Annotated in this window: 11 protein-coding genes; 5 read left to right on the top strand and 6 right to left on the bottom strand. The window is 47.3% G+C overall.

Going from position 1 to position 13,931, the window contains the following annotated elements:
* Nucleotides 1–10: 10 nt before the first annotated feature.
* Nucleotides 11–721, bottom strand: a complete 711-nt coding sequence (locus tag V6669_RS04045; RefSeq protein WP_338590916.1) for a serine protease — start codon at nt 719–721, stop codon at nt 11–13.
* A 242-nt stretch (nt 722–963) separates the two neighbouring features.
* Between V6669_RS04045 and V6669_RS04040 the strand changes: the two genes are divergently transcribed.
* Together V6669_RS04040 and V6669_RS04035 are read left to right on the top strand one after the other, a co-directional pair.
* On the top strand, nt 964–4,095 hold the full coding sequence (locus V6669_RS04040; RefSeq protein WP_338590913.1) for an ATP-binding protein: 3,132 nt from the start codon (nt 964–966) through the stop codon (nt 4,093–4,095).
* Nucleotides 4,092–5,210: a response regulator gene (locus tag V6669_RS04035; protein ID WP_338590911.1), complete on the top strand. Its 1,119-nt coding sequence runs from the start codon at nt 4,092–4,094 to the stop codon at nt 5,208–5,210. Before V6669_RS04040 ends, V6669_RS04035 begins: the two co-directional genes overlap by 4 nt.
* A 110-nt stretch (nt 5,211–5,320) precedes the next feature.
* On the opposite strand, the gene V6669_RS04030 is transcribed toward V6669_RS04035, so the two are convergent.
* From V6669_RS04030 to lpdA, 4 genes are all read right to left on the bottom strand, one after another.
* On the bottom strand, nt 5,321–6,505 hold the full coding sequence (locus V6669_RS04030; RefSeq protein WP_091038856.1) for a DUF4317 domain-containing protein: 1,185 nt from the start codon (nt 6,503–6,505) through the stop codon (nt 5,321–5,323).
* Nucleotides 6,506–6,866: 361 nt separating this feature from the next.
* Nucleotides 6,867–8,039 (bottom strand): ABC transporter permease, encoded by a 1,173-nt coding sequence (locus V6669_RS04025; RefSeq protein ID WP_338590908.1) that lies wholly within the window; start codon nt 8,037–8,039, stop codon nt 6,867–6,869.
* Nucleotides 8,023–8,655 carry an HlyD family efflux transporter periplasmic adaptor subunit gene (locus V6669_RS04020; RefSeq protein ID WP_338590904.1) on the bottom strand — a complete coding sequence of 211 codons (633 nt, stop codon included), beginning with the start codon at nt 8,653–8,655 and terminating at the stop codon, nt 8,023–8,025. The genes V6669_RS04025 and V6669_RS04020 overlap by 17 nt, the downstream gene beginning before the upstream one ends.
* Before the next feature lie 42 nt (nt 8,656–8,697).
* A complete protein-coding gene (gene lpdA / locus V6669_RS04015; RefSeq protein WP_338590902.1) occupies nt 8,698–10,089 on the bottom strand; it encodes a dihydrolipoyl dehydrogenase in 1,392 nt (463 codons plus the stop codon).
* A gap of 391 nt (nt 10,090–10,480) precedes the next feature.
* Between lpdA and V6669_RS04010 the strand changes: the two genes are divergently transcribed.
* A complete protein-coding gene (locus V6669_RS04010; protein ID WP_074093544.1) occupies nt 10,481–11,056 on the top strand; it encodes a TetR/AcrR family transcriptional regulator in 576 nt (191 codons plus the stop codon).
* A 284-nt stretch (nt 11,057–11,340) separates the two neighbouring features.
* Here the strand turns inward: V6669_RS04010 and V6669_RS04005 are convergent, their stop codons facing one another.
* Nucleotides 11,341–12,048, bottom strand: coding sequence for a DNA alkylation repair protein (locus V6669_RS04005; RefSeq protein WP_338590898.1), 708 nt, complete (start codon nt 12,046–12,048; stop codon nt 11,341–11,343).
* A gap of 515 nt (nt 12,049–12,563) precedes the next feature.
* Between V6669_RS04005 and V6669_RS04000 the strand changes: the two genes are divergently transcribed.
* Together V6669_RS04000 and V6669_RS03995 are read left to right on the top strand one after the other, a co-directional pair.
* Complete coding sequence (locus V6669_RS04000; RefSeq protein ID WP_338590896.1) at nt 12,564–13,727, top strand: glycoside hydrolase family 27 protein; 1,164 nt, start codon at nt 12,564–12,566, stop codon at nt 13,725–13,727.
* Nucleotides 13,728–13,931, top strand: coding sequence for a hypothetical protein (locus V6669_RS03995; RefSeq protein WP_074093540.1), 204 nt, complete (start codon nt 13,728–13,730; stop codon nt 13,929–13,931).

Raw genomic sequence — 13,931 nt, 5'->3', positions numbered from 1 at the left:
TTTTTCCCCGTTATGTATTCGACTTTTTCATCAGCTTGCGAATATCTTCGATCGTTACACAGATATGAATGCCAGTCATTGTCCGAAACGAACCGGAGATTAATCCGATCACGCGACCCTCTTCATTTAACAAAGGACCACCCGACATGCCCGCAGACACCTGCGCGGAAGTCAGCAAGCGAACGACATCGTTCACCTCAGCGGTTGGTGCATTCACGATACCCTCCGTAATGATCTTGCCATCCTTCAGCGGGTATCCGATTGCAAACGATCGTTGCCCATATCTTGCAGGCTGCTTGTCCCCTGACAGGGTAAGGACCGGACGTTTTTTACTATTCTGCACAGACAGCATAGCCACATCGGTATCCGTGTCAGCGCTCAGAACCGTTATCTTTTGGATGGAACCATCTTCAAATACAGCTTCGAAAGAAACCCCGTCCTTCACAACATGGGCTGCTGTAAGTGCTCTACCATTACCGATCAGAAAACCGGTACCTACCGTTTTGAGCGTTCCGTCCTTGCGATACGCTTTCAAGTAAAAGACAGCTTGCGCCGCGGACTGATACACTTTTTCAGCTCCCGATACGGCCACTTGTCCGGTTCCAGCAGCTTTGGCAACGGATACACCTGTATATCCATTCAGACATGCCACAGCAATCAGTACAGCCAGCAAGCCAATCATCTGACGCCGCAAACGCCATGATGTGATGCTCCTCTTCATTTCTCTCAACTCCATCAGCCCATAGTCGCGCAAAGATAGGTCTTTCGATGCTTTTTCTGCGTCCGTTCGACATATCTTGCTTCCGCATTATAATGGATCACAATAAACAAGCAATAAACAGAAAAAAATTGTCGAAATGTGATTGCGCCCCCCAGAGATATTCGCTACAATGCCGATAGAATACAAGAGATTTTGTCCGAAGCTACCAAAGGATTGAACAATCTCTAAAGGAGCAGCATTTCGTGTTATTAAAAATTTCAGGCGTTGTCCTGACTGTTGTACTCGCTATTACCGTACTGCTGCTGTCAACGATCAGAGAACCCCAATCTGCGGCTCTTCATGCCCGTCAAGGTGTTCTGGACCTCTCGGCCTGGAACCCTGAACAAGACGAGCGGATCAAGCTGGACGGGGAGTGGGAATTTTACTGGGAGCGATTGCTTCCTGACGAATCTGCAACATCGAATCAGGCTGGTCCAACGAAAGCACCCGACACTTATGCAACCGTTCCCGGCTCCTGGAATCGACTTAAAGTGGATGGTGAACGACTGCCAACTCACGGCTTCGCCACGTATCGACTGGTGCTACGTAATGCACCTGTTGAAGGAACGCTGGCGATCAAAAAAATGAACATTCGTTTTGCCAGCGAGATCTACATCAATGGCAACAAGCTGCTGGAAGACGGGCATGCTGTGGCAAAATCAGCAGGTTACCGACCAGGCAACTCCCCCCAGATTGGCTTTTTCCCCTATCATGGCGGTGACATTGAGATTTTGATTCGGGTGGCTAATTACGATTACACGGACTCTGGTATTCCGGGTCCACTCTTTTTCGGCGAACAAGCAGCCATGCTGAAAAAACATCAATTCAACACAGCTATCGAATTCGGCACGCTCGCTGTACTGGCTACCATTTCGATCATATTCCTCGTCAGTTACGTGGGGTCTGCACTCTACCGAAACAGGGACGATTCCCTACTGCTGATTGGTCTAATCTGTCTGTTATATGCACTCTATAACGGCATGATCAGCGAACGTGTGTTATCCATGGCGGGCACGGAAATTCCCTTTAGCACGCTCTATAAATTAAAAGATTTCTGCTCTGTCGCATGTCTGGGTCTGTTGACCTTTTACTTCTACCGATTCAAAACAGGCATCCTGTCCGGTATGCTCACAACGGTGATCCTGATCATTTTCGGAGCTTATTTATGCATGGTCGCGCTTCTGCCTATTTCCGTCTATGGGCTTGCTGCGCCTTACGTCGTCGTTATGTACACGTTGCTGCTATTGTGGTTGCTGTATCAATGCGCATCACAGTTTCTGACCAGTGAGAAGGGCGAACGGCTCTCTACTTTCTTGTGGTATGCGGCTCTCTTAAGCATCGTGCTGTACTGTCTGGACATTAATCTCTTCTCGATCTCACTCAAGGAAAACATGAACATCGGGCAGGCTTCCATTGTCCTGTTCAGCATCCTGATGCTGTTTCTGGCGGTGCTTCGGTTCTTCGAGGCCTATCGTACGGTCCGCACTCTCAAAGATCAGTTGCTCTTGCTGGACAAGGTGAAGGACGACTTCCTGTCCAATACTTCGCATGAGCTCAAAACACCGCTGAACGCGATTGTAAATATCAGTGAAAGCCTGCTCAAAGGCGCCGAGGGCCCGCTTACCGACGAACAGGCGCACAATCTGGCGATCGTGACAGGAAGCGGCCGACGATTAACCTATCTGGTGGATGAATTGCTGGATTATTCGAAAATGAAACATGGCGACATCCCGCTCCAGCGGTCTTCGACCGATCTGTACTCGTTTGTCGAATCGGTCTTGCGGATGCACTCCTTCCTGCTTGGCGCGAAAAAGGTGGAGCTTATCAACCGCATCCCGGCACATTTCCCGCCGATCTATGCAGACGGCAATCGACTGATTCAAATTTTGCATAATCTGATCGGTAATGCAGTTAAATTCACGGAACGTGGCACGGTAAGCATCCAAGCTGCGGTCGTGCAAGGCAAAGCGGAAATACGCATTGTGGATACGGGTCGTGGTATCGGCAAGGACAAGCTGGAGCACATCTTCCTGCCATTCGAGCAGGAAGCAGATACCGGTCCAGCCGTTGCTGGAGGCACCGGTCTTGGACTAAGCATTACGCGCAAGTTGGTCGAACTGCATGGAGGAACTATTCATGCGGAATCGGCACCCGGCAAGGGGGCCACGTTCATCTTGACCTTTCCTCTCGCAGATGGCAAAGGAGAGAAACGATCTAACGCCATGCCACTTACCATAGCTCCTACAAGTCATGGTAATCAGCTACTAAGGTTCGAAGAACCAACGATTGTGGAAGGGCATCTCAACGAATGGATCATCGTTGTGGATGATGACTCGGCTAATTTGCAGACAATCGTGAATCTCTTGAAGCTGGAAGGGTACAGTTATGCGGTAACCGCACGTTCCCCTTCTGTACTGGAACTGCTCGACCAGCTCCCAGCTGTACATCTGGTCATTGCCGACATCATGATGCCGGACATGTCGGGTTACGAATTGCTGGAACGAATCAGGGAGCGCTTCTCTCCTTCCGAGTTGCCTGTACTCATGCTGACGGCGAGTAATAAAGCTAATCAATTGAAGCTGGCCTTGGAAAAAGGCGCCAATGATTTCGTATCAAAGCCGTTCGAATCGGAGGAACTGCTGGCACGGATCGGCGGTTTGACTCGGATGAAAACATCCGTGCAAGCTGCGCGAGATGCGGAAATATCTTTTTTGCGGTCTCAGATGAACCCGCACTTTCTATATAACGCCCTGAACGCCATTGCCGAATTGTGCGTGGATGCGCCGAATCGGGCAGAACAATTGATTTTGCAATTATCGAGTTACTTACGGCGGAGTGTGCACTTTAAACATCTGGACTCAAAGACTAGCCTGATGAACGAACTGGAGATGATCGAGGCATACGTAGCCATAGAGCAAGCCCGCTTTGGCACAAGGTTGGAGGTCATTATCGATGTGGATGCGGATGTGAACCGGAACATGGACATTCCACCGCTCACGTTACAGCCCCTGATTGAAAACGCGATTCGGCATGGGCTGATGTCCAGTATTCGCGGTGGTCGCGTCATGTTGTCTATCCGCAATCTGAATGATACGGAAACACGCTTCACCATCGAGGACAACGGAATTGGCATAACCAAGCAACGGATGGATGAGATTCGGCAATCCACGGACGGCAGTAACGGCGTTGGACTATGGAATATCTCCAGTCGGTTGAACCTGCTGTATGGCAGACACCTTCAGATGGAAAGTCTGGACGGCGAGGGAACGCGGATTACCTTTGATCTTCCAAATCAACGTCTAAGCACAGATGGGAACGGGGGGGATGAAACATGATGAAAGTCATCATCGTAGATGATGAAGATTTGTCGCTGAAGCGACTGAATCGCATTTTGACAGAAAGCGGAGAAGTTGAGGTATCTCGTGCGTTTCATGACCCGGAGGAAGCCTGTGAATATGCAGCAGAGAATAGCTTCGATGCGGCATTTCTGGACATTACGATGCCTCGCATCTCGGGTATGCAACTCATTGGTGAATTGCGTAAACATCACCCTTCGCTCCCCATCGTGCTGGTGACCGGTTATGAGGAGTATGCGGTGCAGGCTTTCGACAAAGAGGTGATCGATTACGTCATCAAACCGGTCACAGCTGAGCGACTGAACCGTAGCATTAAGCGATTGCAGGAAAAGCTTCACAAGTCCGTGCCAACACCTGAACCAGCGGTGCCTGAACCCAAACTAAACGTTCGTCTGTTCGGTGAATTCACTGTGTTTGGCGGTGCCGGAGCAGACAACCCCATCAAGCTTAGAACGCCCAAGACGGAAGAATTGCTGGCATTCTTGCTGTATACCAAATCGACTACCCGCGATGCATTAGCCGATACGTTGTGGAAGGACCTCAGTCCGCAAAAGGCCTGGACGAACATCAATTCCACACTGTACTACGTACGACGTGCCATCGGGGACAACAGTGACGTGCCAATTATTCTCAAGGACCGAAATGGCATCCGTATCGACCGGGAAGCGATCAACTGTGATCTGTACGAGTTCGAGACTTTGTTCCGGCAGATGCGTCAGGCATCGGCACATCGCCCCGAGCTCTTCGAGCGGATGGACACGTTGTATACGGGTGAACTTCTGAAAGGAAGGCATTATGAGTGGGCTTTCGCGTGGTCCAGACAGCTGGAGCTGGATTTCATCATGACGATGGAAACTGCTGCCCACTATCACGCGAAGGCAGGCGAGCCGTTACGGGCGCTGTATTATTTTGAACGGATCCTCCAGATTGATTCGATTCGGGAAGATATTCATCGCGAGATCATCCTCTTGTATCTGTCGCTTGGACGAAGAACCGAAGCGCAGCGACAGTATCTGGTGCTGGAGGAATTGCTCAAAGAGGAACTTGGCTCCAGTCCGGCAGCGGATATCAAACAACTTCTGCGGCAGTCATGAAACAGCAAAAAAGCCCATGCCTTGGCGATAATGCCTTAGGATGGGCTTTTTGCAATAGATGGACGTTCATTCGTACTTGTCCGATGATTTTACTTCATCATGGTCTACGATCAATCCTCATTTATAAGTTTTTCGGTATTGAGCGTAAATCCTTCAATCACAACATCTTCGTCCACTTCAATCATGATGCAACGTCTGCCTTGATAGTTCACCTGTTTCACATATCTCAGGTCTTGCGGGCTAACCGAAATCGTAGCAACCTTGGTTTCAATCTTAATGGACTTGGACGTAAACTTCGGCATAACACTGGTCGCTTTCATCTCATAATTCTTGTTATCAACGATCGTTTCGAAGGCACGTTCTACTTTCTCCGTTGTCAGATCCTCTATGCCACTTGCAGTCAGTACACGTTCCAGATCTTTATAATCCAGCTTCGGAGGTTCTTCCTCATGGGACTCTTCGTTAATCTCGATGACTCGGTTAATCTCCTCATATACATGTGCAATGGTCGCTGAATCGAGCTGTTCACCCGCCACTTCCTTAACGATATCTTCGAAGATCGCCCGTTCTTCCAGTGCGGTTACGGATCTTTCTCCATTCAAAACATTTTCAACAAAATGCGGGTCCGGGAAATTGGATTTCCCTGTGCAATAGAGTACACGATTCACATCGGAGTAGTTGTCCGTTACGCTAGGATACAGGAACCCTTGCTCTGGCGTGCTTAATTTGATAATCGGATCGACAATAATGTTATATTTGAATTCTCTCTCCACGTAATCAAACAAGAGTGTTTTCCGCTGCTTCTCCGTGGAATTCACGCTGCACAGAATGAACGGATGGGCGAACACCTCATTCTTCTCACTCTCTTCCGTGGCTTCGTTTCTAGCTTTGGTCGGGAGATAATACTGTCCACGCACAAACGTAGCTACCATATCTCGCTCAAACTTCGTATCCACCAACATCCGATCCACGAGCAGCAGCATCAGATCCTGCCATTCATCCGGATCACCTGTTACGAGCGCCTGGTGAAGCAATACCTGTGCTGGATCCTCCGCCGCTTCCTGGAACTTCAATTCGAATAACTTCTGATCCAAATCACCTGTCAGCAATTTTTTGAAATTGCCCATGTACAGCTCCTGCTTCTCTCTGTCCACCAGTTCGAACGGGTGACGCTCCCAGTGATAGACCTCGTTGGTTTCCTTCGTAATATACACGTTGAGAATATCGTAAATATTCAGTAGGTCGTGATCGAGTTTAAACTGCTTTCGTATATGCGCGACTTCTTTTTTATTCATGATTCGTTAGACAACTCCTCAAGTAAATTGGCCTTACAAGTATAAACGATATAAAAAACCTTCGCTATATAAGTTCAACTAAAGAATATTTCCACTGGTACTCCGATGACAGAACAACCTTCCGATCGCTGTTATCCCCTGATTTTTTTGATTTCTTTTTTATATGGTAAAATCCGAGGATAAAGGCGAACGCTTCGCTTCTTCAGATTATTTCTGTTCTCTCCGTTATCTTGTAAATGTTTAATTGAACTTATATAAAAGCATCTTTATCGTTAAATGTCATCTGCAGTAATAAAAAAGAAAGACGCACCAGGAATGACTCCCGTGCGTCTTTTTTCGTTGTTTAACGATTCTTAAATAATTAACTACTGCTCGGCAATATATCCGTATTCAACAGGGGTGCTCTGCTGGAAGAAACTTTCCTTGTTTCCCGCAGAAACAGTAATCCCACGAACAAGGACACTCCACCAATAATAATCAGCAGTGCCCCCAATTCCTGACTGTAGGCAGGCAGTGCCCCGTCCCGAAACGCCATTCCACGAATTAGACGGTTAAGCCAGTTCATCGGTAATGCCCATGCGAACATTTGGAACGGTTCTGGAAACGCCAGCGGCGTTAATTGAATTCCCGTAGCCAAAAAGGAGGGATACAATACAAAGCTGGTTCGTAGGCTGACTTTCGACATGTTTTTGGCAGTGTATCCGATCAGCATACCCATGAGTGACAAGGCGAAGGCATAAACAACCAGCGGAATGATGAAAAGATAAGGCTCTGCTTCAAATCGCATTCCCCCCACCTGCTTTAACAATCCATAGGATAGAAGCAGCGAAAGGGAACTCAACACAACGTAAGGTACACTCCGCACCCATAGCTGGAAAGGTGACTTTCCGTTGGCAAACAGTTTCCCTTCCTGACGAAGCCGGGGTACAATTGAGCCCGCTGCACTTGTTGTAATCATTAATACTACGATATTCACAAATCCAAGCACCATAAAACCAACATAACTGGAAGTTGGATTAAACAGCATCCGCTGCTGAAGGGATAACGGTGATACGATTCCTTTAGTTGTCTCGGCATCCATCCCTTTTTGGATCAGACGTGTCATGGAAAGGGTCATATTTTCCGTCTGGATGATCTCCTGAATCGCAGTGCGAATACCGGTCAGCCCCGAGGGCATCGTGTTATCCATCAATATACCGATATTCGTCGATTTCCCTTCTTGTTGACGCAATCCCAACTGATTGGGAAGCATAATGACCGCTACAGCCTGCTCGTTGGCAAGCAATGTTTCAGGACTCATTCGGCTTGCATATACGCTTTTGACGCTCATGTATTGAGACGTATTTATTTTGGAGATCAATTGTCGTGAATATTCGCTATGATCCTCATCAATGACCACAACTGGTGATTTACTGAGTTGATTCTGCGAGAACATTAAGCCGAAAAATAAGGCTGCAATCATTGGCCCAATAAAAATTAGCCGTATATACTTACTGCCTACGACGTACTCCCACTCGTCAATCAGTGATTTCATCAAGTTTCACCTCTGCCGTCATCCCCGGAAGCAAATCGGTATTTGAATCCATCGAAATTCGGACCAAAAACATACTTAAATCCGCTTGCCCTTTTTCACGAGACATCCGCAAGGTTGCAAACTGAGGAGCAGTTGAGATGGAAGTAACGCTCCCCTTCACCTGCGTTGGCTGATCCAAATACGGGAAATGAACATCAATGCTTTGATTCACTTCAAGCTGTTGAATTTCACTTTCCTGTATGTAAAGGTCGGTGTAATACGTATTCTTTTGTACAACTGCCAGCGGGACTCCTGCTTGAACTTGATCTCCCTGCTTTACAGCAACTCGGTCAACCAACCCGTCATACGGTGCGAGTACATCCACATCTCCCTCCCCGGCTGATTTCACTTTGAAAAGTACTTCTCCCTCTTTCACGGAGTCACCTGCAGACGCACCAACCTCTGCAATTGCTCCGGGGCTATTCTGATAAATTAAAGTCGTTTGCTCTGCCTCAAGTATGCCTTGTTTCCGGATCTCGGCCTGACTTACAGCATCCTTCCCTTTAACCGCAAGAAGTGAACCTCCAATAATAAACACCATCGCAATCCCGATATACAAACTCGCTTTTATCTTCATTCTTGTATCTCTCCCATTCCCAGTCCTCGTGTATGGTTAAATTTACTGACTATTTTGCTTTTTCATTTTGGTGACTGCGTTCTCGGCTGCCTCCATGATCACTTCTCCCAAAGTCGGATGAGGATGAATCGTCATGGCCAGATCTTCCACGGTTGCCCCCATCTCAATGGCGAGTGCGAGCTCCGATATCAGTGTAGATGCCTCCACGCCAACGATTTGCGCGCCAATGACAATTCCTGATGTCGGGTCAGCCACTATTTTCACAAAACCTTCGGTTTCCCTTAACGCCAATGCTCTTCCGTTGATCCCAAAAGAAGATTTCCCAATAACGACCGAAACGGCCTGTGCTTTGGCTTCCGTCTCACTTACCCCAACACTGGATATCTCCGGATCAGAAAACACAACAAGCGGAATCACCTTATAATCCACTTTGGAGGTAAGACCCGTAATGGCTTCTGCGGCTACTTTGGCTTCATAGGATGCCTTGTGAGCGAGCGCCGGACCAGCTGTAATATCTCCAATGGCATAAATGTGCGGGATAACCGTTCTGCACTGTTCATCCGTCTCAACCAGTCCTTTGTTCGTTACGGGCACACCTATGCGTTCCAGTCCTAACGGTCCGTCTGTATTGGGTTTCCTTCCGATCGTGACCAATACATATTCTGCCGTAACTTGTTGCTGCTCCTTGTTTTTCGAATAATGCAGTGTAATGGAATCCGCATTCTGCTCCACCTTTTCAGCAATCGCTCCGGTTACGATGTTGATGTCATCCGCCTTCAATTGTTTGACTACAGGGGCTGCAAGTTCCGCCTCGAATCCGGGCAATACTTGTGCGCCACCCTCAAGAATCGTTACCTTTGTTCCGAATTTCGCATACATCTGTCCAAGCTCCACCCCAATATAACCTCCGCCGATCACAATCAGACTACTCGGAACCTCCTGTAGAGTTAATGCTTCAGTGGAAGATAAGATACGACCTCCAACTGGAAATGCTGGCAACTCAATCGGACGAGACCCCGTTGCCAGTATGAGATTTTTAAAAGAAATGCTTTGCTCCTGTCCAGTTTGCCGGATCATCGCTGTGTGCTCATCCACCAGACTGGCCTCTCCTTCAAGAATGGTCACACCCGCAGTCTTTAACAAATAGTGGACACCACCTGCCTGTTTATTCACAACCCCCTCTTTAAAATCCTGAGCATTCTTAAATGTCGCTGCCGCGTCAGCTTGATTAAACTGTCTGAACCAATCATAACGATGCGATTCCGCAATTAAGGCTTTGGATGGTATGCAACCCACATGTGTACAGACCCCGCCAAGCTGTTTACGTTCAACAATCGCCGTCTTCATCCCCAACTGCGAAGAACGAAGCGCCGCCACATAGCCCCCTGGACCTGATCCAATAACTAACGTATCCACAGATTCAAGCTTGCCCATATTCTGATACCTCCCGATTTGAAGTCAATTTAAAATATGATGACCGTAATATATTATAACCATCATATTTTAAGACCGTCAACAACCGTATTTTATCCTTTTGTAAAGCAACAGATATTCAGTCGTTAAATTGACAGGCTTTATTATGATGACTATAATATTTTGAAAGTATAGAAATTGAACTATAAATTTACACGAGAACGGAGAGGACAGAAATAACCTGAGGAAGCGAAGCGCTCGCCTTTATCACCGGATTTTCCCTTTTGGAAAAGGGAATCACAAAAATCTGGGGATAACAGCGATCAGAAGGTTGTTCTGTCATCGGAGTGGAAGGTGTAAATATTCTTTAGTTCAATTTCTATAGAATGATGAAACTATGGAGTGAATGATCATGCCCTATCCCAAAGGACATAAAATAAAAGTACGAGGTAAGATTGTTGAGAGTGCGGCTCGAGCTTTTCGCACCAATGGTATCCAGGAGGTGAGTGTCCCGTTTATTATGAAGGGAGCTGGATTAACTCACGGAGGGTTCTATTCACACTTTGACAACAAGGAACAATTGGTTGCCGAAGCCTGTGAATATGCCATTAGTGATACCATTACACTTCTACAGAACGTGGCTGATCAGGAAGAGCAGAATTCCAAAATTAATAAAGTAATCGATTATTATTTGAGTCCGTATCACCGCGACCAAACGGAAATGAGCTGTATTTTCCCCGCCCTTTCCAGCGAAATATCCCGTTCGTCCGAAGAGGTTCGGCAGGTATTTACCCATGAATTGGAGCGGATGATCGCTTTTATCTCCAATCTGGCTGAGATTGATGTGTCGAGAGGTCGTGCACTGTTCAGTACAATGGTTGGCTCGCTTGTACTTGCACGCTCTGTTAGTGATCCTGAGCTTAGCGACAGCTTTCTCTCAGCGGGCAGGCAGCAAGCCAAAGAAATGGTTAAAAGGAACGATATGTAGAGGTTTCGGTTTTTTATATTATACGTAGATTTGATGCTGCTATATTGAGTTGAAAACACAAATAGACCGCCCTCTGGCTAAGGGATGCGGTCTATTTAGTCGGTACCCTGCTTGTTAAGCCCACCGCCCTTAAAAGCGGCTATTGCGTCAGAGAGTCGTGTTACCGCACGGCTCTCTTTGCATTATAAGCTGTTTCTGTCCTCATTATAACACGGAGATTGTGGATTTCAATCCCACGATAACCATATGTTCCGTATGTTGAAACTGATGATACGGCAAAAATTTCAGCATCTTACATATTTACGTTTGAACCCCGTCCGCCCTTTATCCACTGCCTTTTGGATATTCTCAGAGGCATTCAGCAGCTTGCTCTTGGGCATGTCCTTGTTCACTTCGACAGGTCCCACAGTCTTGGCTATCTCCACTGCCTGATCGTGCAACGGTTGATAGGATGTTGCAACGGTATACAGGAAGTTGTTCATCGAATATTTCGTTCGTTCCGGGGATTCGTGAATCGTCTTTTTCACCTGTTCCAGCATCTCCATCAGTTTATTCTCCGAAAACTCAGCATCCTTTCGACTACCTAGCAACCAACAGTAACAGCTCCATCCTGCTGACATTTTCAGTTCATCTCCGCTCGCGATCCACTTATCCGAAACTGCTTGAGCAATATCCGTCTCCGCCAACGTGACGGCAACGATGAAGTCAGAGATCATGTAAAAATAAGCAGCATCGATCCAACGGTCAAAATCAGCTTCTGTCATCGCTTGAGGATCGGCTATCACGCCTGCAAAGTACATCGCATCATAATTCCCCGTCGCATATAGTTGCTCTGCCAAAGGTTGATCCTTTTTGATCCGCTTTGCCATTGGTTTCATCGCTCCGGTTGCCACGCCAAATAGCGGTTCATGCGCACCGTTAGAGATATAGATTTTTTTCGTTCGTTCTTTGCCCAGCGCCTCTAACTCTTGCATCACTTCACCTAGATTCATTTGGCAACACTCCCCATCCTATAAATTTTATATCTGATCATATCAAACGGACACTTAGGTTTAACAAAAAACCGATGGAAAATCGCACATTATCCAATTGGAACCCTTCTGCCATATGCATAATCGTCCCGGCGGGATTGTTACCATTCGTATGAGGGATTCCCCACTGGGGTATTTTTCCTGAAAGAACTGAATACTATTCAGATTTCCCTCTTGCTCTGACATCCTGTTCGAGCATTATCACCGATCATAACATCTATACCATAGTTTCGCACAGATCCCTGAAAAGATAGATATAACTTCTTCGCAGACAGACATTTTTCCTTTCTTATGCTTCTACCGGCAACTTCTGAATACCTGCCGAGAGCCTGATTGGGAGAGCTAATTCCCCCAGCACAGCAGAGCAACATATGTCCATATCCAAGCAACGTTAAGCTATGGCAGGAAACGTCGCTCATCGTTTATGTTCAGTTTAGTATTGTTAACAAAACCGAGATGAGGAAGGATGCGTGAGCATGAGCAACAATCAAGTGTTAGGCTTTGCCCCTGCCTTGGGCTGGAATTCGTGGAATACCTTTACGTGGGATATTAACGAACAATTAATTCGGGATGTCGCTGATGTGTTTGTGTCGGAAGGTTATCTGGCCGCTGGTTACGAGTACATTGTCATTGATGATTGCTGGAGCCTGAAGGAACGTGATGCGAGCGGCAATCTGGTGGCTGACCCGGAGAAATTCCCGAGCGGAATGAGAGCGCTTTCCGATTATATCCATAGCAAAGGACTAAAGTTCGGAATGTATTCATGCGTGGGTACGCATACATGTGCCGGGTATCCAGGCAGCTTTGAGCATGAATTCCAGGATGCTGCCCTTTTTGCCGAATGGGGCGTTGATTATTTGAAGTATGATTACTGCTTCAAGCCGCGTCATATCTCAGGAGAGCTACTGTACAAACGGATGAGCCTTGCGCTCAAAAACTGCGGACGCGATATCCTGTTCTCCGCCTGCAACTGGGGAGCTGACGACGTATACGATTGGATTCGGGAATCGGGGGCTCATATGTACCGCTCTACCGGCGATATCCGTGACAATTGGGATTCAGTGAAGGAACTTGCCTTGTCTCAATTGGGCAAACAAAGCTACACCGGCTCCTTCTGTCATAACGACATGGATATGCTAATCGTTGGTATGTACGGTGGAAGCAACAATGATTATATTGGCAGCATCGGTGGATGCAACGACATCGAATATAAAACCCACTTCTCACTCTGGTCCATGATGGGTTCCCCATTAATGATCGGATGTGACGTGCGCAAGGCTAACCAGATCACCAAAGATATTCTCCTGAATCCTGACCTGCTTGCCATCAATCAGGATGTAGAAGCTCGCGGAGCTTACCGCATTAAACCAGAGCCTCAATGGTTTCACACAGACGATGTATTTATGCTGGTGAAGGTACTCACAGATGGTGATCTAGCTATTGGTTTCTTCAACCTGAGTGACAGCCAGCGGGAATTGTCTTTGCAATTTTGGGATATGGGTCTGCCTTACGCTGCCGGTTATGCGCTGTCCCTGTATGACTGCTGGGAACATCAAGAGCTTGGCGTGTTCCGCGAACGCTTCGCTCCCGTTGTCGCAGCACATGATTGTTTAATTGTGCGTGCCAAACTGGTGAAATAGATGGCTCAACATCGCCTGTGCACCTCGTGTCAGGTTCCGCTCTCTTCAGATGATGTGGGCATCTACCTCAAATTGATCTCGCGCTCTGCCCAGCAATTTCTGTGCATTGATTGTATAGGAGTGAAGCTGAACTGTGGACGCGAGCCTATTGAGAAGCTGATCCGTTATTTTCGAGAGTCCGGGAACTGCGCCCTGTTCCGTTAA

The sequence above is a fragment of the Paenibacillus sp. Y5S-9 genome (genome assembly GCF_036894235.1).
Classification (GTDB): domain Bacteria; phylum Bacillota; class Bacilli; order Paenibacillales; family Paenibacillaceae; genus Paenibacillus.
This window is presented reverse-complemented; position numbering and strand designations above follow the sequence as displayed.

Excerpts from the sequence above, each read along its gene's own strand:
- V6669_RS04045 (WP_338590916.1), bottom strand. The coding sequence starts at position 721 with ATGAAGAGGAGCATCACATCATGGCGTTTGCGGCGTCAGATGATTGGC.
- V6669_RS04035 (WP_338590911.1), top strand. The coding sequence starts at position 4,092 with ATGATGAAAGTCATCATCGTAGATGATGAAGATTTGTCGCTGAAGCGA.
- V6669_RS04030 (WP_091038856.1), bottom strand. The coding sequence starts at position 6,505 with ATGAATAAAAAAGAAGTCGCGCATATACGAAAGCAGTTTAAACTCGAT.
- V6669_RS04025 (WP_338590908.1), bottom strand. The coding sequence starts at position 8,039 with ATGAAATCACTGATTGACGAGTGGGAGTACGTCGTAGGCAGTAAGTAT.
- V6669_RS04020 (WP_338590904.1), bottom strand. The coding sequence starts at position 8,655 with ATGAAGATAAAAGCGAGTTTGTATATCGGGATTGCGATGGTGTTTATT.
- lpdA (WP_338590902.1), bottom strand. The coding sequence starts at position 10,089 with ATGGGCAAGCTTGAATCTGTGGATACGTTAGTTATTGGATCAGGTCCA.
- V6669_RS04010 (WP_074093544.1), top strand. The coding sequence starts at position 10,481 with ATGCCCTATCCCAAAGGACATAAAATAAAAGTACGAGGTAAGATTGTT.
- V6669_RS04005 (WP_338590898.1), bottom strand. The coding sequence starts at position 12,048 with ATGAATCTAGGTGAAGTGATGCAAGAGTTAGAGGCGCTGGGCAAAGAA.
- V6669_RS04000 (WP_338590896.1), top strand. The coding sequence starts at position 12,564 with ATGAGCAACAATCAAGTGTTAGGCTTTGCCCCTGCCTTGGGCTGGAAT.
- V6669_RS03995 (WP_074093540.1), top strand. The coding sequence starts at position 13,728 with ATGGCTCAACATCGCCTGTGCACCTCGTGTCAGGTTCCGCTCTCTTCA.